This is a genomic window from Nocardiopsis kunsanensis DSM 44524 (assembly GCF_000340965.1).
GTDB classification, from domain to species: Bacteria; Actinomycetota; Actinomycetes; order Streptosporangiales; family Streptosporangiaceae; genus Nocardiopsis; species Nocardiopsis kunsanensis.
This window is the reverse complement of record NZ_ANAY01000039.1, coordinates 15,936-34,140: the sequence shown is the minus strand read 5'-3', so window position 1 is coordinate 34,140 and position 18,205 is coordinate 15,936. Positions and strand designations below refer to the sequence as shown.

Annotated in this window: 19 protein-coding genes and 1 tRNA gene; 13 read left to right on the top strand and 7 right to left on the bottom strand. The window is 69.9% G+C overall.

The window, feature by feature from the left end:
* Positions 1–100 precede the first annotated feature (100 nt).
* Positions 101–607, bottom strand: coding sequence for an SSI family serine proteinase inhibitor (locus tag D456_RS0120375; protein WP_017578029.1), 507 nt, complete (start codon positions 605–607; stop codon positions 101–103).
* 83 nt (positions 608–690) lie between these two features.
* Between D456_RS0120375 and D456_RS0120370 the strand changes: the two genes are divergently transcribed.
* The 7 genes from D456_RS0120370 to pheA all read left to right on the top strand — a co-directional run bounded on the left by D456_RS0120370 (position 691) and on the right by pheA (position 6,646).
* Positions 691–1,023 (top strand): rhodanese-like domain-containing protein, encoded by a 333-nt coding sequence (locus tag D456_RS0120370; protein ID WP_017578028.1) that lies wholly within the window; start codon positions 691–693, stop codon positions 1,021–1,023.
* A gap of 76 nt (positions 1,024–1,099) precedes the next feature.
* Entirely contained in the window at positions 1,100–2,959 is a 1,860-nt protein-coding gene (locus D456_RS24645; protein WP_017578027.1) for a PAS domain S-box protein, read from the top strand.
* A 235-nt stretch (positions 2,960–3,194) separates the two neighbouring features.
* Positions 3,195–3,800 (top strand): ATP-binding protein, encoded by a 606-nt coding sequence (locus D456_RS0120360; RefSeq protein ID WP_017578026.1) that lies wholly within the window; start codon positions 3,195–3,197, stop codon positions 3,798–3,800.
* A 123-nt stretch (positions 3,801–3,923) separates the two neighbouring features.
* Positions 3,924–4,274 carry an STAS domain-containing protein gene (locus tag D456_RS0120355; protein WP_193373855.1) on the top strand — a complete coding sequence of 117 codons (351 nt, stop codon included), beginning with the start codon at positions 3,924–3,926 and terminating at the stop codon, positions 4,272–4,274.
* Positions 4,275–4,284: 10 nt separating this feature from the next.
* The gene (locus tag D456_RS0120350) at positions 4,285–5,079 is read left to right on the top strand and encodes a glycosyltransferase family 2 protein (protein ID WP_017578024.1); all 795 of its coding nucleotides are present in this window, start codon (positions 4,285–4,287) and stop codon (positions 5,077–5,079) included.
* Between the two features lie 81 nt (positions 5,080–5,160).
* Positions 5,161–5,688: a DUF4446 family protein gene (locus D456_RS0120345; protein WP_017578023.1), complete on the top strand. Its 528-nt coding sequence runs from the start codon at positions 5,161–5,163 to the stop codon at positions 5,686–5,688.
* A 10-nt stretch (positions 5,689–5,698) separates the two neighbouring features.
* Positions 5,699–6,646: a prephenate dehydratase gene (gene pheA, locus D456_RS0120340; RefSeq protein ID WP_026116062.1), complete on the top strand. Its 948-nt coding sequence runs from the start codon at positions 5,699–5,701 to the stop codon at positions 6,644–6,646.
* 20 nt (positions 6,647–6,666) lie between these two features.
* Here the strand turns inward: pheA and D456_RS27155 are convergent, their stop codons facing one another.
* Positions 6,667–6,834, bottom strand: a complete 168-nt coding sequence (locus D456_RS27155; protein WP_017578021.1) for a hypothetical protein — start codon at positions 6,832–6,834, stop codon at positions 6,667–6,669.
* Between the two features lie 141 nt (positions 6,835–6,975).
* Here D456_RS27155 and serS point away from each other — a divergent pair, with 141 nt between their 5' ends.
* Complete coding sequence (serS, locus tag D456_RS0120330; protein WP_026116061.1) at positions 6,976–8,250, top strand: serine--tRNA ligase; 1,275 nt, start codon at positions 6,976–6,978, stop codon at positions 8,248–8,250.
* Between the two features lie 80 nt (positions 8,251–8,330).
* Here serS and D456_RS0120325 read toward each other — a convergent pair whose 3' ends face one another.
* Positions 8,331–8,888 carry a bacterial proteasome activator family protein gene (locus tag D456_RS0120325; RefSeq protein ID WP_017578019.1) on the bottom strand — a complete coding sequence of 186 codons (558 nt, stop codon included), beginning with the start codon at positions 8,886–8,888 and terminating at the stop codon, positions 8,331–8,333.
* Positions 8,889–8,913: 25 nt separating this feature from the next.
* A complete protein-coding gene (locus D456_RS0120320; protein ID WP_017578018.1) occupies positions 8,914–9,888 on the bottom strand; it encodes an NAD(P)H-quinone oxidoreductase in 975 nt (324 codons plus the stop codon).
* A gap of 192 nt (positions 9,889–10,080) precedes the next feature.
* Between D456_RS0120320 and D456_RS26080 the strand changes: the two genes are divergently transcribed.
* The 3 genes from D456_RS26080 to D456_RS0120305 all read left to right on the top strand — a co-directional run bounded on the left by D456_RS26080 (position 10,081) and on the right by D456_RS0120305 (position 13,724).
* Entirely contained in the window at positions 10,081–11,694 is a 1,614-nt protein-coding gene (locus D456_RS26080; protein ID WP_017578017.1) for a MinD/ParA family ATP-binding protein, read from the top strand.
* Positions 11,695–11,789: 95 nt separating this feature from the next.
* Positions 11,790–12,704 (top strand): universal stress protein, encoded by a 915-nt coding sequence (locus D456_RS0120310; RefSeq protein ID WP_017578016.1) that lies wholly within the window; start codon positions 11,790–11,792, stop codon positions 12,702–12,704.
* Between the two features lie 87 nt (positions 12,705–12,791).
* The gene (locus D456_RS0120305) at positions 12,792–13,724 is read left to right on the top strand and encodes a universal stress protein (RefSeq protein ID WP_017578015.1); all 933 of its coding nucleotides are present in this window, start codon (positions 12,792–12,794) and stop codon (positions 13,722–13,724) included.
* A 4-nt stretch (positions 13,725–13,728) separates the two neighbouring features.
* Here D456_RS0120305 and D456_RS0120300 read toward each other — a convergent pair whose 3' ends face one another.
* Positions 13,729–14,727 (bottom strand): FkbM family methyltransferase, encoded by a 999-nt coding sequence (locus tag D456_RS0120300; protein WP_017578014.1) that lies wholly within the window; start codon positions 14,725–14,727, stop codon positions 13,729–13,731.
* A gap of 280 nt (positions 14,728–15,007) precedes the next feature.
* Positions 15,008–15,096, bottom strand: a tRNA-Ser gene (locus D456_RS0120295).
* Positions 15,097–15,222: 126 nt separating this feature from the next.
* Between D456_RS0120295 and D456_RS0120290 the strand changes: the two genes are divergently transcribed.
* Together D456_RS0120290 and dnaN are read left to right on the top strand one after the other, a co-directional pair.
* Positions 15,223–15,681, top strand: a complete 459-nt coding sequence (locus D456_RS0120290; protein ID WP_017578013.1) for a DUF4442 domain-containing protein — start codon at positions 15,223–15,225, stop codon at positions 15,679–15,681.
* A gap of 101 nt (positions 15,682–15,782) precedes the next feature.
* On the top strand, positions 15,783–16,937 hold the full coding sequence (gene dnaN / locus D456_RS0120285) for a DNA polymerase III subunit beta (protein WP_017578012.1): 1,155 nt from the start codon (positions 15,783–15,785) through the stop codon (positions 16,935–16,937).
* 229 nt (positions 16,938–17,166) lie between these two features.
* Here dnaN and D456_RS0120280 read toward each other — a convergent pair whose 3' ends face one another.
* Positions 17,167–18,015 carry a DUF2786 domain-containing protein gene (locus D456_RS0120280; RefSeq protein ID WP_026116059.1) on the bottom strand — a complete coding sequence of 283 codons (849 nt, stop codon included), beginning with the start codon at positions 18,013–18,015 and terminating at the stop codon, positions 17,167–17,169.
* Positions 18,016–18,205 lie beyond the last annotated feature (190 nt).

Sequence of the window (18,205 nt, the reverse complement as noted above, 5' to 3'; positions counted from 1 at the left end):
TCCCGTGTGCTGGGCCGGACCGAAACCCCGGATTGTCGGGGCCCGGGACAAGGAAAGGGGACCGAGCCCTGAGGCCCGGTCCCCGCGGGACAGTCGTTCGTCAGGGGTTGAGTACGGTTTCGAGCTCTTCGAAACGCTCGATCTCACAGCCGTTGCGCTGATGGAACTCGGTGTCGATCTCGGTTCCGTGCACCTGGCCGGTCACATGGGCCTCCTCGGGCCCACCGATCTGCATCGTGCATGCCATGTCGCTGGTGTCGAGGGTGAACGGTTCCTCGCCGGCCTCCTCGATCTGTTCGCAGGCGGCCTCGGGATCGGGGTGGTCCCCGCCCGTGGGCGCACACGTGAGGGTGTAGGTGCCCTCCTCGAAACCCTCCGCGGGTTCCAGGGACTCGTCGTCGCTCAGGGAACGTTCGATGGTCAGTTCGACCTCGGCGTCACCGGACGCCTCTCCGCCGGCTCCGTCCCCGGCGTCGTCACCGTTCTGATCGGGGGCGGGCGTAGCCACCTCGGATGACTCGTTGCCGCAGGCCGTGAGAAGCAGGCCGAGGGCTGCGAGAGCGGCGAGGCGGGTCGGCAGCGCGGTCGCGATGGTGTGCATACGCATGTGTCTTGGACGTGCACGCTCGGCGATACGGTTCCCTCGGGCTCAGTTTTTTCTGTCGACACAGAACACAGGGGGACAAGAACATGTTCGGTAGCGAGATTCCCGAGGTCCCGGCCTCCGAGGTCCCGGCCAACGCCTATCTGCTCGACGTCCGGGAGAACGACGAGTGGGATGCCGGCCACGCGCCCGGCGCGTTCCACATCCCGCTCGGCACGCTCGGCGACCGGGCCGTGGAGGTGCCGCAGGACCAGAAGGTCTACGTGGTCTGCCGTTCCGGTGGGCGTTCCGCTCAGGCTGCCACGGCCCTCAACCAGGCCGGATGGGACGCGGTCAACGTGGCCGGGGGGATGCAGGACTGGGCCGTTTCCCAGCGCCCCATGGAGTCCGGTAGCGGGGACGAGCCGCGGGTGATCTGACCGTTTTCGGTGGCCGATTCCTGTCGATTACGCAAAGGCCTGCCACTCGGGCGTCCCCGAGTGGCACCATGACCGCGTGAGTTCCGAGCGCGATCCCCTCAGCGCCGACGACGTCGTGGCCTCTGCGGGCGACGCCGTGATCGTGATCGACGGCGCGTCCCGGGTGACCCATTGGAACCCGGCGGCCGAGCGCATGCTCGGATGGTCCCGGGAGGAGGTCCTGGGCCGGGAGCTGCCGATCGTTCCCGGCGAGCTCAGGACCGAGCACGGAGCCGTCCTCGAACAGGCCCGGGCCGGGACCCCGCTCTCGATCGTCACACGCCGCCTGCACAAAGAACGCGGGATGGTGAACGTGCGGGTCAGTACCGCTCCCGCGCACGATCGGAGTACCGGTCAGTGGCACGGGTGGGTGCTCACGCTCTGCCCGCGTGAGAGTGAGACCGAGGTCCACTCCGCGGCGATGGAACGCGCCCGCCTGGTGCGCCGCCTCACCGACATGGTCGTGGACATCAACGCCGACCTCAGCCTCCAGTCGGTGCTGGACCGCCTGTCCGGCAGCATCACCGAGCTCACCGGGGCCGACGCCGGCGGGTTCGTCCTGCTCAACGAGGACCGTGTCGAGCTGGTCAGCCTCAGTGAACTGTCGGAGAACCTGCACGGGTCCAGCGCGCCCCTGGAGAGCAGCCTGTTCGGTGAGCTCCTGCGCAGTGGCAAGTCCGTGCTCCTGGCCAACGAGGACACCCGGGGCCTGCAGGACCTCATCTGGGCCGACCTTCCCGGCCTGCACACCATCGCGCTGTGCGTGTCCAACGTGCACGGCCGCCCCTACGGTGCGCTCTACGCGCTCTACAGTCGGCGCAAGGTGGGGCACGTGGAGCTGGAACTGCTCGAACTCCTGGCCGCACACGCCGGTGTGGCCATCGGCAACGCCCTGGCCTACGAGGAGACCGACCGCCAGCGCCTGCACGAGCAGGTCGTGGCCGACTCCAGCGCCGACGGCATCGCCGTCCTCGACTTCGACGGGCGTGTGCGCAAGTGGAACCGTTCGGCGGTGGAACTCACCGGGTACAGCGCGGAGACGATGACCGGTCGCCACCCTCCTTTCCCCATGCCCGCGCGCCACGGTGAACCCATCAAGCACAAGCTGGACGACGGGCGGTGGTTGGAGATCCTCATGGCGCGGATCCCGCGCACCCACGAGTGGGTCGTGGACTTCCGCGACATCACCGCGCAGAAGCACATGGAGGACGACCAGGAGTTGTTCCTGGCCACGACCGGCCACGAGCTGCGTACCCCCATCACCGTGATCCACGGTCTGGCCTCCACCCTCCGCACCCGGTGGAACCATCTCGACCCGGGGGCCCGACGCGAGGCGGTCGGGACCATCGTCGAGCGGTCGCGTTCCCTGGTCGCGCTGGTGGAACGGCTGAGCCTGGGTTCGGAGGTCTCCCGTGGCGATCTCGACGTCAAGCGTGCCCCCTTCGACCTGTGTGAACTACTCCATCAGGCCGTCACGGCCTTCCGCCCGCTCTCCGAACACCACGACGTGCTCATGGAGGCCGGTGCTCTTCTGCCGTCGGCGGTCGGGGATCCTCTGGCAACCGGCATGATCATGGATCAGCTCCTGGACAACGCGCTCAAGTTCTCCCCCGAAGGGGGGACCGTGCACGTCAGTGTGCGCGCCGAGGGGGAGGAGGCCGTGGTGACCATCGAGGACGAGGGGATGGGGCTGCGGCCCGGTGACGAGGAGAGGGTTTTCGACCGCTTCGTCCAGTCGGGGGTGCGGGGCAATCGCCGCAAGTTCGGCGGAATCGGCATCGGGCTCTACATTGTGCGCCAACTCGCCCGGGAGCAGGGCGGGGACGTCACCGCCGAGGGGTTGGACCACGGAACCCGGGTCCGGCTCACGCTTCCCCTGCTCGCGGGTGGTGAGTAACACGAATCACAGTTGTCCCGATCAGTGCATGAAACAACAAAAATCTCAAAAAGCACTGAAGCCTTGCTGAGTAAGCGTTCCGAGGTCTCGGGCGTCGGCGAGGGGTCCTGAACTGCTCCGGTTCCACGTTTTCGACCTGCGGGATCGGGGCATTTCCACCCCTGGTGGAACCGGTGCTACACATCGGTGACTTCCACCCTGCTCGCTACAGTACGAACACTCAGGGACAAAAGCCGTGGCAGGAGACAGAACCTCACCCGACGACGGGGAGTGCCCGCACCAGGTCGAGCGGAACGTCACCCTTCCCTACGTCCCCTCCAGCGTCACTGGAGCACGCAAGCTGCTCCAGGACGACCTCGCCGGTCTGGGGCTCGGCGAGGAACGTCTCGACGACGCCGCTCTCGTCCTCAGCGAACTCGTCAGTAATGCGTTGCGCCACGCAACCCCGTTGCCCGCTCCCCGGGAGGGCAGCGTCGGTGTCTCCTGGCGGGCCGAGTTCGGCCAGGGACAGGACTCCTCCGGGTGGGTGGAGCTCTCGGTGCGGGACGGAGGATCCAGCACCATGCCCCGTGTCGCCCGACCCTCGGTCTCCGGCCTCGGGGGCCGCGGCCTGGGTATCGTCCAGGCTCTCGCCGGGCGCTGGGGCACCGAGATGGACTCCGACACCACCACGGTGTGGGCAGTCATGGAGGTCGCCGGCGACGACTTCGCCCCCGACCGTGCCGCCGTCGTCGCCGAGGCGGTCGAGGGCCTGCACACCGACATCTCCGGCGGGGACCCCGTCGTCGAGTTCCCGATGGGTGTGCCCGGCGATTCGCCCGTCCGGAGCGCCGTTCTCTGAGGCCCCACCCGGGCAGCGCATCCGATACCGGGTCTGCGGTGCGTGTTCGCAGATCAGCGGCGAAGGAGGGAAACGCCGCCGACGGAGTGGCCGGTGCTCGACGTGGACGCTACAGTCACGACTGTGGAGTTGAAGATATCGAGCCGATCTCAGGACGACGCCGCAGTGGTAACTGTGGGCGGTGAGGTCGACCTGTACACGGCACCCCAGTTGCGCGACGAACTCGTCGGAGCCCTGGAGGGTGGGGCACGGCGTCTGGTCATCGACATGTCGAGAGTCGAATTCTGCGACTCGACCGGCATCAGTGTGCTGCTGTCGGCGATGAAGCGCTCTCGCGACAAGGACGGCGACCTGGAACTCGTCGCGCCCAAGCCCGCGGTCACCAAGGTGCTGGAGGTCACCGGGCTGGACGAGGTCTTCACCATCCATCAGGACCTCGGAGTGTTCTCCGCCTCCGCCGGCCCCGGTATCTGACCGCGCTGGCGTGGGATGCGGGGCCGACGGCGGCCCGGACCGCCCCGGGGTCGCTGTGATCATCCCGGCCAAGGACGAGGAACTCAGGGTCGGCTCGACCGTCGAGGCCGCCCGGTCCCTGCCCGGTGTGGATCTGGTCCTCGTCGTCGACGACGGGTCGACCGACCGAACCGGGGCCCTTGCGCGTGAAGCCGGTGCCCGCCTCGTGCGCCACCAGCACAACCGGGGCAAGGGCGCGGCCATGGAGACCGGCGCCGAGGCCCTCTCCCGGATCGAGGTGCACCAGAACCGCTCCGGTTCCCCGCCACGCCACCTGCTCTTCCTCGACGCGGACCTCGGCAGGAGTGCCGCGGACGCCGCCCCGCTGATCGAACCGGTCGTCGAGGAACGGGCCGACATGTCCATCGCGCTCTTCCCCGCCACCCGTGCCCGCCTCGGCGGACACGGCTTCGTCGTGCGTCTGGCCCGCGGAGGAGTGCGTCGCGCCACCGGGTGGGAACCGGAGCAACCGCTCAACGGGCAACGCTGCCTGACCCGTGCGGCCTTCGAGACCGCTCGCCCACTGGCCCGGGGCTTCGGCGCGGAGACCGGGCTGTCCATCGACGTCCTGCGGGCGAACCTGAGCCTGATCGAGGTCGAGGTACCGCTGGAGCACCGTGCCATCGGCACCGACCTGCGGGCACAGGCGCACCGTGCCCGCCAGTTCACCGACGTGGCCCGTGCGTTGGCCGTGCGCGGGGCCGGCCCTGTCGCACGGCGGGCCCTGTCCCGCACCGGGCTGATCCGGGCCGGTGCACCGCGCTGACCTTCCCCGGCCGGGTCACGAACCGGATGCGATGGCCCGGAGCTGCCACGAGAATGCTCTCCGTGACGCTACGCTCGCGCCGTGGTTGTATTCCTGGTTTTCCTCAGCCTGGTCACGGCGCTGGCCGCATCGGTGTTCGTGGCGCTCGTGTCCGTCAGGGTCCGCGCCCTGGAGGGCGAGAACCGCGCCCTGCTCAATCGTGGCCTCGAGGTACGTTCCTCCGGCATCGACCCCCGTGCGGTCCGAGACGTGGGTGTGGTGCACTACGACGCCCTCGAGGAGAGGTCGGGCTCGCACTCGTTCTCCCTGGCCCTGCTCGACAGCCGGGGGGACGGGATCGTGCTGACGTGCATCAACGGACACACCCAGGCGCGTACCTACGCCAAGGCCGTGCTCGCCGGCCGGGCCCGGATCCGGCTCAGCCCCGAGGAGGACCGGGCGCTCCGCTCGGCCCGGCTCGGGTACGGGCCCGCCGGGAACACCGGTCGCGCCGCCCGCACGGAACGGCCGGGGCAGGACGCGGGGGGACGGGACGCGGGCCCCGTCACCGTTCTCTCCCACGCCGACCGGAGCGCAGGTGGGGGCCACCGCACGGGGGAGGGTGAGTAACCTGAAGAACATGGCCAAGCGATACGCCTACCTCGGCCCCGAGGGCACGTTCACCGAGGCCGCCCTGCGCGCCCTGCACCCCGACGCCCCGGAGGAGGCGCGTGTGCCGTGCGAGGGTGTCGCGGCCGTCTTCGACGCCGTGCGCTCGGGTGGCGTCGACGGCGGTGTCGTCCCGCTGGAGAACTCCGTCGAGGGCAGCGTCACCGCCACCATCGCCGAACTCGTCAACGGGGACCCGCTCGTCATCACCGGCGAGACCGCCGTGCCCGTGGAGTTCGCGCTCTTCGTGCGTCCCGGCAGCGAGCAGGCCGACGTCAAACGTGTGGCCACCCACCCGCACGCTCTGGCCCAGTGCCGCCGGTGGTTGGCGGGGAACCTGCCCGACGCCGAGACCCACACGGTCTCGTCCACGGCCGCCGCGGCCCGAGCCGTCGCCGAACCCGGCGCCCCCTACGACGCCGCGATCTGTGCGGTCATCGCCGGAGAGCGCTACGGTCTGCACGCTCTGGCCTCGGGGATCGGCGACCGTTCCGACGCCGCGACCAGGTTCATCTACCTCACCCGTCCCGGAACACTGCCCGAACCCACCGGGGCCGACCTGACCTCGCTCGTGGCCTTCATCGCGCAGGACCGCCCCGGTGCGCTCGGTGACGTGCTCGACCAGTTCACCGTGCGCGGGGTCAACCTCACCCGACTGGAGTCGCGCCCCACCGGGGACGCCCTCGGTGACTACTGCTTCTGCATCGACGCCGAGGGCCACGTCGCCGATTCCAGGGTCGGCGAGGCGCTCATGGGGCTGCGCCGAGTCTGTCGCGACGTGCGTTTCCTCGGCAGTTATCCGCGCAGCGCACGCCCCACCGAACTCGAACCGCGTCTGCGGCCCCGGCCCGCGACCGAGGCCGACTTCGCCGAGGCCGAGCGTTGGCTGGCACGTGTGCGGGCCGGGCAGGTCGACTGAGGCACCGCCCGGTCCCGCGCTCAAGGCACCGAGCTCTCGGGCTCCTCGAAGAACCATTCCTCCTCCGCCGCCCGGCACATCTCCCGGTGCAGCGCCAGCCGGAGCGCCTCGTCCTGCGAACACCGGTCGGTCAGCCGGTCCAACGCCTCGGCCAGTTCGTCGGCGGTCATCGTGTTCAGCGGTTTCAAGACGTCCCTCCTTCGCCTCCGGTCGCGTCGCGGGGGTCCCGGCGCGTTCCCTCACCCGAGGGGACGGGGCGAAGGGGCGGTCATGACGGGACTCCCGGAAAGATGTCGGCCCGGCGGGGAGCGGGCGGTAACCTGCAAGACGTGATCGACCTTCGTGCACTTCGAGACGACCCCGAACGACTCCGAGCCTCGCAGCGTGCCCGTGGGGAGGACCCCTCCGTCGCGGACCGGCTGCTGGAACTCGACTCCGACCGCCGTTCCGCCCTCACGCGGTTCGAGACCCAGCGGGCCGAGCAGAAGAGTGTCGGGAAGTCGGTGTCCAAGGCCTCCCCGGAAGAGCGCGAAGAGCTCCTGGCCAAGGCCAAGACCCTGGCCGCCCAGGTCAAAGAGGCCGAGGCCGAGGCCGGCCGGATCGGGGACGAGCTCGACGCACTCCTGGCGAAGGTCCCCAACCTCGTGGAAGGTGCTCCCGAAGGCGGCGTCGACGACTTCCGGGTCATGGAGACCGTCGGTGAGCCCCGCGAGTTCGACTTCACGCCCCGGGACCACCTCGAGCTCGGCGAGATGCTCGGGGCCATCGACACCGAGCGCGGCGCCAAGGTCTCCGGTGCGCGGTTCTACTTCCTCACCGGAGTGGGGGCCCAGCTCGAGCTCGGGCTGCTCAACATGGCGATGAACCAGGCCGTCACCGAGGGGTTCACGCCGATGGTCCCGCCGGTTCTGGTCAAGCCGGAGACCATGGAGGGCACCGGGTTCCTCGGTGAGCACTCCGACGAGATCTACCACCTGGAGGACGACGACCTGTACCTGGTCGGTACGTCCGAGGTCCCGCTCGCCGGGTACCACGCCGGGGAGATCCTGCCCGCCGACTCCCTGCCCAACCGCTACATCGGCTGGTCGTCCTGTTTCCGTCGCGAGGCCGGCTCGTACGGCAAGGACACCCGCGGCATCATCCGTGTGCACCAGTTCAACAAGGTGGAGATGTTCGTCTACGCCCACCCGGACCGTGCGCACGAGGAGCACCAGCGGCTGCTCGCCTGGGAGCGCGACATGCTCGACAAGCTCGAGCTGCCCTACCGTGTCGTCGACATCGCCGGCGGCGACCTGGGAACGAGCGCGGCCCGCAAGTACGACTGCGAGGCCTGGGTCCCCACGCAGGGTACCTACCGTGAACTGACGTCGACCTCCAACTGCACCCAGTTCCAGGCCCGGCGGCTCAACGTCCGCTACCGCGACGAGGACGGCAAGCCGCGCTTCGCATCGACCCTCAACGGGACCCTCGCCACGACCCGGTGGATCGTCGCGATCCTGGAGAACCACCAGCGCGAGGACGGTTCGGTCGTGGTACCCGAGGCGCTGCGTCCCTACGTGGGCCGTGACGTCCTGGAGCCCGTCCGCCCCGCCAAGGGCAAGTAGGGGCCGGGGCGCACAGCCTCCGGAAACGACCGGGCCCGCCGTGGGACGTCCCACGGCGGGCCCGGTCGTGTGGGGTGTGTTCAGAGGTAGGGGCCGCCCAGCCGCCCGTCACTGCTCCGGTCAGCCGGACCGCCCGGGTCCCCGGCCTGCTGCATGTCCGCGGCCATCCCCTGCGGCAGGGCCTTGCGCATGTTCTCCAGCTGGGCCCGGGCAGCCATCTGCTGGGCGAACAGCGTCGTCTGGATGCCGTGGAACAGCCCCTCGAGCCAGCCCACCAGCTGGGCCTGGGCGATACGCAGCTCGGCGTCGCTGGGTGAGGAGCCCTGCGTGAAAGGCAGCGTGAGCCGCTCCAGCTCCTCGATGAGCTCGGGGGCCAGGCCGTCCTCCAGTTCCTCGATGGATGACTCGTGGATCTCCTTCAGGCGCGCACGGCTGGCATCGTCCAGAGGTGCGGCCTTCACCTCGTCCAGGAGCTGGCGGATCATGCTGCCGATCCGCATGACCTTCGCCGGCTGCTCCACCATGTCGGCCAGGGCGCGCGGCTCCTGGGAGGGACCCCCGCCCCCTTCCTCGCCCTGTGGCTGGTCTCCCATCACCAGAACCTCGGGGCGCTCCTGTTCGTGGTCCTCGTTGCTCATGGGGTCCCTTCTGGTCCGAACACCGTCAGCGTGTGAGGAGGATCTTGCCAGTGTGCTCACTCGCCTCCATGGCGCGGTGCGCATCGGGCGCCTCGTGCATCGGCAGCGAACGGTCGACGACGGGCCGGATCTTCCTGTCTTCGATCAACGGCCAGACGTGCTCCAGTACTCCCGCGACGATCGTCGCCTTCTCGTCGACGGGCCGGGAACGCAGCGCGGTCGCATGCACGGAGAGCCTCTTGGCGAGTATACGGCCGAGATCCAGTTCCGCGCTGCGACCCCCCATGAGTGCGATGACCGTGACCCGGCCGCCGGTGCGCAGGGCACGCAGGTTCTTGTCGAGGTAGGCGCCGCCCATGATGTCGAGGACCAGGTCGGCTCCGCCCTCCTCACGCATACGCTCGGTGAAGTCCTCGGAGCGGTAGTTGACGGTGATCTGCGCTCCGAGCTCACGGCAGGCCGCCAGCTTCTCCTCGCTGCCGGCGGTGACCGCGACCCGCGCCCCCATGGCCCGGGCGAACTGGATCGCGAACGTGCCGATCCCGCTGCCCCCGCCGTGGATCAGTACGGTCTCACCCGCGCGCAGGTGCCCGACCATCACCAGGTTCGACCAGACCGTGCAGGCCACCTCGGGCAGGCTCGCCGCCTCCTCCAGCCCGATGCCCGAGGGCACCGGCAACAGCTGGCCGACCGGCACCGCGACCTTCTCCGCGTATCCGCCGCCCGCCAGCAGCGCGCACACCCGGTCACCGACCGACCAGCCCGAGTCCTCGGTCCCCGGCCCCAGGGCTGCCACGGTGCCCGAACATTCCAGGCCCGGGTACTGCGAGGCGCCTGCGGGCGGCGGGTAACGGCCCTCACGCTGGGCGACGTCGGCGCGGTTGACGGCGGTGGCGGCCACGTCCACCAGGACCTCTCCCTCGGAGAGGGCGGGATCGGGGACTTCGGACCAGGTGAGGGCCTCGGGGCCGCCGGGTTCGGTGACGGTGATCGCGTACATGGCTTCGACAGTACCGAGGAGGCCGGACGAGTTCGAGGACGGACGGCCCGGGACCGAGGACCGGTCGGAGCGCACGGCGTGATGCTTGCGCCACCGGTGACGGGTATGAGGGAGACCGAGTGAACCCCACGGCCGGGCCCGAGCGTCTCTCGGGTCCGACCGCTTACGACCCCTCAACGCAGGAGAGCTCCGGTGGCACAGCACGAACAGTACGGGCCGGGCGCGGACGCCGAGTCCCCCGGACGGGACGAGGCCGAAGAACCCTTCGCCGAGGACGTCCCGGGTGCGCAGCCGTCGGCCCCTTCCCCCAGGGAGCAGTGGTTCGGCGGTTTCGAGGGGGCGCCGCCGCCCCCGCCGCCCTACGCCCGCCGGCCCGAGGAACCCCGGCCCCCGTTGACCGGGCCCGGGCCCGCTTCGCCTTTTCGGGGGGAGGGGGCCGAGCCCGCCGAGGAGGACGACGAGCACGAGGAGGCGGAGGAGGTACGAGGCAACACCGTACGTCTCGTTCCGGGATCACGCCCCCGGCCGCGCCGTCCCGAAACAGCGGCGGAGCCCGAGGCCGATCCGCTCGCCCCGCGGCGTCCGAACTCCGACCCCGAGGTCCCCGAGCCGGAGCAACTGCCGCCGCTCGACACCGCCGAGCCCCCGACGGACGCCCCGTCGCATCCCGCTCCGCACGAACCCGGCACGGGGCCGTCCGGAACCACCGGATCCGCGCCCGTCCGACCGGGCACGGAGAGCGGTTCGCGGTGGGCACCACCCAGGCCCCCTTCCGCCGGTATCCGGCCCGCCGAGCCGGTAGCGCCGCCCGAACCCGGGCCGGCCGCTCCGGGCGACCGTGGAGGGCCGGAGCCGGCGACCGACCGGGGTGACGGGGAGACCGCCGAGTCCCTCCAGGCCGCGACCCTCGTACGCAACCGCAGACAGGGGCCCAGCGGAGGATGGCGCCGGGCCGTGCACAACGCGACCTTCGGGCTCGTCAACCCCGGTGAGTCCAGCAAGGTCCTGCGTCAACGGGAACTCGTGGGGCGCGCCTGCACCCCGGTGGCGTCCGGACACCACAGGGTGGCCGTGCTCAGTCTCAAGGGAGGGGTCGGCAAGACCACGACCACCGTCGCGCTGGGGGCCACCCTGGCCTCCCTCCGGGGAGACCGGGTCCTGGCCGTGGACGCCAACCCCGACCGCGGAACGCTCTCCGACAAGGTGCGTCTGGAGACCGCGGCGACCATCCGCGACCTGCTCAACGAACGCCACCTCGTCTCCCGCTACGCAGACATCCGAGGGTTCACCTCGCAGTCGCCCAGCCGGCTGGAGATCCTCGCCTCGGACCGGGACCCCGCGGTGTCGGAAGCCTTCAGCGAGGAGGACTACCGCGAGGTCTCCCGGATCGTCGAGCACTTCTACTCGATCTGCCTCACCGACTGCGGTACCGGACTGCTGCATTCGGCCATGGGCGGTGTGCTCGGGCTCGCAGACCAGGTCGTGCTCGTCAGCTCCGCCTCGGTGGACGGCGCCCGCAGCGCCAGCGCAACCCTCGACTGGCTCGAGGCCCACGGCCACGTCGGACTGGTACGCGGGGCCGTCGTGGTGCTGTCGATGGTGCGTTCCAACAGCAAGAGCAGCGTCGACCTCGACCGCCTCGAACAACATTTCGCCGGCCGTTGCCGAGGTGTGGTCCGGGTCCCCTGGGACGGGCACTTGGAGGAGGGCGCCGAGGTCGACCTCGACCAGCTCTCCCCAGTCACCAAGGACGCCTACCTGCAGCTGGCCGCCTCTGTCGGGGAGTCCTTCGCACGTCGGGGATGACCCGGACGCGTGCACCGGAGGGGCACGAGTACAGCACTGGCGCCTCCCCGTTTTCCGGGGCCGCTTGCCGGACAATGAGAGTGAGGGGGTGGAGGATGAACGCACAGGAGCGACCGACCGCGGTGATCGTCGGTGTGGACGGATCAGCGCACGCACGGGCCGCGCTGTTCTGGGCCGCCGACGATGCCGCTCGGCGCGGGGTTCAGCTGCGCATCGTGTACGGTATGGGCATGCCGTTGGTCATGGCGGCCTATGCGCCGCCCGAGCGCTACACAGCCTCGGAGGAGGTGCGCGAGGCCGGGCAGCGGGTGCTCGCCGAGAGCGCCGCGTCCGTCGCCGAGTCCCACCCCGACCTCCCGGTGGCGGTGGTGCTCGCCCCCGAGAACGCGCCGGCCGTCCTGCTCAACGAGGCACGGGGCCACGACGTCATTGCCGTCGGGACACGCGGACTCGGATCGGTGCGTGCCCTCGTGCACGGATCTGTGAGTGTGCGGACCTCCGCTGAGGCGCCCTGCCCGGTCGTGGTCGTACCGGAGGGTGAGGGTCCCCGGGAACACCGGGACCGCATCGTGGTGGGGGTGGACGGGTCCGACTCCTCCCGTCGCGCCCTGCGCTTCGCTCTCGCGGAAGCCCGCTCCACCGGTTCCTCCGTCGTCGTGGTCAACAGCTGGGAGGTGCCCCTGCCCGAGGACGCCGCCTCCCTGGCTGCGGATTCGCGGACGTTGCACGAAGAGGTCTTCGACCGCCAGTCGGAGGAGATCGTGGCCGGCGTGCTCGCGGAGGTCGCCGACGAACACACCGAGGAACTCGACATCAGTGCCGTACGGGTACAGGACGACCCCGTCACCGCCCTGCTCGACGAGGGCGAGGAGGCCGACCTCGTCGTCGTCGGCTCCCGCGGACGGGGTGGGACGGCGGGGCTCGTCATGGGTTCGGTCAGCCAAGGGGTGCTGCACCGCGCCCGGATACCGGTCGCGGTCCTTCCGCCGCACGCGGAGGAGGCCGGATGACCTCGGAAGAGGGACGTTCGTCCGGCGCCCTTCCCGTGCCGATGTGTTCCACTTGAAAACAACGGGGCAGTCTCTGAGGGGGAGAACATGGCCGAGAACCGTGAATACACACCCAAGGTCGTCGTCGGTGTCGACGGGTCCGACCATTCCCGTGCAGCCCTGGAGTGGGCAGCCGCCGAGGCCGTACGCCGTGGGGTCGTGCTGCGCATCGTGCACTCCTTGGGCATGCCGTTGGTCGTCTCGTCCTACGGCGGCCCCACCCGGTTCCAGCCGACCGACGAGATCAGTGGTCAGGCCACCAGTGTTCTCGCCGAGGCACGCAGGCACGCGACCGAACAGCAGTCCGATCTCGAGACCGAGACCATCACCGCCATGGAGGAAGCACCCCTGGCGCTGATCCGGCAGAGCCACCCGCACGACCTCATCGTCCTCGGCAGCCGCGGACTCGGTTCGATCGCCGCGTTGTTCGTGGGATCGGTGAGCGTGCGCGTCGCGGCCCAAGCGCCCTGCCCGGTCGTGGTGGTGCCGCACGAGGGCGGGGGACACCCGGCCACGACCTCTCTCGACCGCATCGTCGTCGGCGTCGACGGTTCCTACAACGCGCGCCGGGCGTTGGGCCTCGCGGTGGACCTGGCCGCCGAGAACGAGGGCGACCTCGTCATGGTCAACAGTTGGGAGGTCCCCTATCCCTACGACCCGGTCGCGATGACCGCCGCCGGTTTCCAGCCCCAGGAGAACGTGTTCGAGAAACAGTCCGAGGAGCTGGTCTCCGACCTGCTCGCCGATGCACTCGAGGGCCGCGACGACGTCAACATCGAGGTCAGCGCCGTGCGTACCCAGTCCAACCCGGTCGACGCGGTTCTGCGCGCTGCTGAGAACGCCGACGCGATCGTCGTGGGGTCCCGGGGGCGGGGCACGGTGCGGGGCCTGTTGCTCGGCTCGGTGAGCCAGGGCATCCTGCACCGCTCGCGCGTCCCCGTCATCGTGCTGCCCAAGCACGGTGACGAGGACGAGGACTGAGGACTCACCCGGTACGGTCCCCGTCGGCGGCGGGTGCCGTCGTGTGCCCGGGGCCGGGGACGCAGCTGCTCAGGGCACGGCGCCACGCACGGGCGTGTGTCCACAACGTGGCCGGGGGTTCCTCGGGGGCGAAGAGCCACATGCGCTGTTCGGGCCCGGATATCCGGCCGTCGATGACGGTGCGTGCGGGGCAAGGCAGTTCCTCCCCGAGCTGGTGCCACGTGTACTCGAGCGGGCGCAGCAGCTCCATGAGGCGTTCCTCGACCCCGCGGCCCGGCAGGACCTCGCAGAACACCCAGGGCCGGGACTCGCGCAGGACGTCGACGGCTCCGGAGATGACGTCGGGTTCTGTGGTCTCCGTGTCGATCTTGACGACGGCCGGGACCGTGCCGGTGTGCTCGCACCAGCGGGACAAGGTCTCCACCCGCACCTCGAGCCGGCCGGCCTCGGGGCGGAACCCGGCGGCCAACGAGTTCGACGCGTCCGAGGTGGAGGAGAGCGTGAACACCGCCTTTCCTGTGCGGTCGCCCACAGCGAGTTCGGCCACCTCGACCGGGAGCCGGTTGGCCTCGGCCAGGTCCCTCGCGGCCCCGGCGATGTGCGGGGTGGGCTCGAAGGCGTGGACGGGGCGGCGGCATCGAGCGGCGGCGAGCAGCGCGTACACCCCCACGTTCGCGCCCACGTCCAGGACCGCACCCGGACGGGCGTGGTCCAGGGCGGCGAGAAAGCAGGCGAGTGTCTCTGGTTCGAAACCGGCGAGCCCGCCCTGATCGAGTTTCCGAGGTAGCCAGAGCTCGCCCGGTGCGTTGAAGGCGAGTGAGTCCGGACCGTCACGCGAACCGTCCTCGAGCCGGGGGAGGGCCAGGTCGAAACGGCGTCGGGACGGCACCGGGTCGGAGGCGAGCCCGCTGAGGCACCGTGGGAGCCGGCCGCGGACCTCCCGTACTGCTTGCCGGGCCGCCGGGTGTCGTCGTAGGAGATCGCGGATCCGGTTCACCACCACAGGCGCTCCCGAGGTCTGGGTTCTGCACTGCGGGGGATGTGCGGTCTCGTCTGAGCACCGTTGGTACCACTGTGCCCTGCAGTGGTCCGGTGACACAGCCCTGGTACGGAGGCTTCCGGTGACGCTCATCGGCTTGTCACCGCCCGGTCACTGCGGATCCGCGGGCCCGCCACGGCGCACCCGAGGCCCTCCGGACCCGACGAGGGCCGGTGACCCCGGTCGCCCCGGGGCCACCGGCCCTCGTGGTTCGGTCCCTCGACCTGCGAGGGTTCCGGTTCTGCGGAGGGTGTGGGATTCGAACCCACGAAGCCCCGTCAAGGACTTGGTGCTTTTCAAGAGCACTGCACTCGGCCGCTATGCGAACCCTCCGAGGGGAGAACCGCCTCTCCGTCAGTCATGGTAGCCCACAGGTGTGTGTGTATGCGGTACGGGAACACACGGACGGTGGAGTGGTGCCGGGGGTTACTCACAAGTAACATCAGCGGCATGACACAGATGAACGCCGAGAAAGCGGATGCGGTCAAGTCCGGCTTCCTCGCCGCGGTGCCCTTCGCGCGCACGTTGGGCGTGGCCTTCACCGAGATCGACCACGGCCGTGCCGTGATGCGTCTGCCCGACAACACCGACCACCACAATCACATCGGCGGCCCCCACGCGGGTGCGATGTTCACCTTGGCGGAGTCCGCCTCCGGGGCGATCGTCATCGGTGCCTTCAGCGACCAGTTCGAGCGCGCCGTCCCCCTGGTCGTCAACGCGGAGATCCACTACCTCGGGCTCGCCATGGGCGCTGTGACCGCCGACGCGGAACTGGCCCGGGACCACGACGAGGTCGTCGCCGAACTCGACGAGGGCAAGCGCCCCGAGTTCTCCGTGGAGGTCGAGCTCCGCACCGACGACGGTACGGTCACCGGCCGGATGAGCATCCTCTGGACCCTGCGTCCCAGCACCGAGTGAGCCCCGGCCCGGCCGGAACCGGCCGGGCGCACCTGCCTGTTTCTGTCGGGGCCTCCGGTTACCGTGTCGCCACACGGAACCATTGACGAGGAGGCCCCGTAGTGAGACTGCGACTGGACCGCGACGCTTTCGCCGACGCGGTCGCATGGACCGCTCGGGCGCTGCCCGCACGACCCTCCGTGCCCGTACTCGCCGGCATGCGCATGGAGGCCGCCGAGGACACTGGGTCCCTGCACCTGTCCGGCTTCGACTACGAGGTTTCCACCCGTGCCTCCGTCCGTGCCGAAACGGCCGAGGGCGGCAGTGCCCTGGTTCCGGGGCGCCTCATGGCCGAGATCGTGCGCAACCTCCCCGAGGGCGCGGTCGACATCGAGAGCCGGGGCTCGCGCATCCTCATCACCGGAGGCACCGCCCGATTCACGCTCATCACCATGCCGTTGGAGGACTACCCGAGCCTGCCCGGGATGCCCCCGCGTATCGGCGCGGTCCCTGCCCGGGCCCTGACCCAGGCGGTACGCCAGGTCACCCCGGCGGCCAGCCGTGACGACACCCTGCCCGTGCTCACCGGTGCCTACCTCGACTTCACCGGCGACAGTCTGAGAGTGGTCGCCACCGACCGTTACCGCATCGCCGTGCGCGAGCTGTGGTGGCTTCCTGCCGACACGGGGATCGACGTGGCCGCGCTCGTGCCCGCCCGTACGCTCTCCGACACCGTGCGCGGACTCGTCACCGGCGAGAACGTCGATATCGCCCTGTCCACGGTCACCGTCGGAGAGGGGGTGAGCCTGTCCCCGGGCGAGGGCATGATCGGTTTCGAGAGCGGTCAGCGGCGCACCACCACCCGCCTCATCGACAGCGACTTCATCAAGTACCGGTCGTGGTTCCCCGCGGACTTCTCCGCGAGGGCCCATGTGACCGTCGCCCCGCTGCTGGAGGCGGTCAAGCGTGTGGCCCTGGTGGCGGACCGCGCGACGCCGCTGCGGTTGGCCTTCAGCGAGGGCGAGGTCGTGCTCGAGGCGGGTTCGGGTGCGGACGCCCAGGCGGTCGAGGCGATCGAGGTCGAGTACGAGGGCGACCCCCTGCGGCTGGCTTTCCGTCCCGACTACCTCATGGACGGGCTGGCCGGGGTGGAGACGGAACGGGCCCGGCTCAACTTCACCGAGCCGACCAAACCCGCGGTGTTCACCGACCTCTCTGAGGAGGAGGGCCAGGAACCCGCCTTCCGGTACCTGGTGCAACCGTTGCGGGTGTCCTGAACTCCCCTTTTCTGTTCTTGCAGCCGACGGCTCCCACTTGTCCACAAAGTTATCCACAGGCTGCCCTTCGAGCCTGTGGACAACTCAGGGTCATCATCCCTGGAAAGGGCCGATTCAGGCAGCATCTGTCCTAGAAATCCCGGCATGACGTGCAGAAGTGCCTCCTGGCGTGCTTCGTGCACAGCCTGTGGAAAACTTCTGTGCAGGCATCCTGTGTTCGCCCTCCACGTCAGCTCGTGGAACCCTGGCCGGCCTTTTCGGCGCCCTCGGGAAGGGACGAGGAGTTCTCCTCACCGCTCTCCACGGACGTCTCCAGGCCCAGCTCCGCCTGCCGCCCCCGCCGGTAGCCGGCGCGGTACCCGGCAGCGCTGTGCGTGCGCTCGGGACGGTGCTTGCGCAACTGCGGGAACTGTTTCTGGAACTCCTCCTGAACCCGGTGCACGTCCTCTCGAAGGACCAGGTCCGTGCCTCGGGAGGACTGTTCCCGGGAATCCGGGTCCTCCGAGCCCGAATCGGTCTGCGGTTCCCCGGCGTTCTCCTGCATGCGTGTACGGAACTCGCGGATCCGTTCTGCGACGGCCTGGCCGTAGGCACGCACGAACGAGCGGTAGTAACGCTTGCGTTCGGTCTCCAGAGCCGAGCGCGTGTAATTGCGCAGTTCCCTGATGTTGGCCACGTGTGTGGAACTCATGAACTTCGCCGAGGCCTCCATCTGGTTGGAGATCGACGGGAACAGCAGTTGCAGGGCTTCCAGGGCGTCCACCGTGCCCACCAGGATGATGGTGCGCTCGGTGGTGTCGGAGGTGTTGCCGCGTACTGCCGACTGGCAGCCATAGGCGGCCGCGATATCGGCCAGTGCCCGCACTCGGGCCTTGCCATGGCCCCCCACGCCGCTGACCACGTGGTTCATGCGGCTGATCGCGTCCGGTTCCTCGCCCCGCTCGGCGCGGGCCTCGGCCTCCTGGATCGCGTGGCGGGTCATGAGCTCGGCGGCCTTGGCGGTGAAGGCCTGGCTCTCGGCATCGGTGACCGAGGAGTCCTCCGCCATGCGGAGGAGCCCTCGGACCCGCTCGACCATCTTCTGACGGGCAGCTTCAGTCATCGGCGCCGGTCGTCTCCCGTGGGCTTGCGTGCGGACGGCCTTGTCCCCGAACGTCGCGTGCGTGAACATTCGGTGGACCTGTCGAGCTTAGGTGCTGCTCGGCGGGCACTCGACCTGCTACGCGACGGAAGGCGCCCATCGAACAGAGCTTAGGCGTTTCACCCGC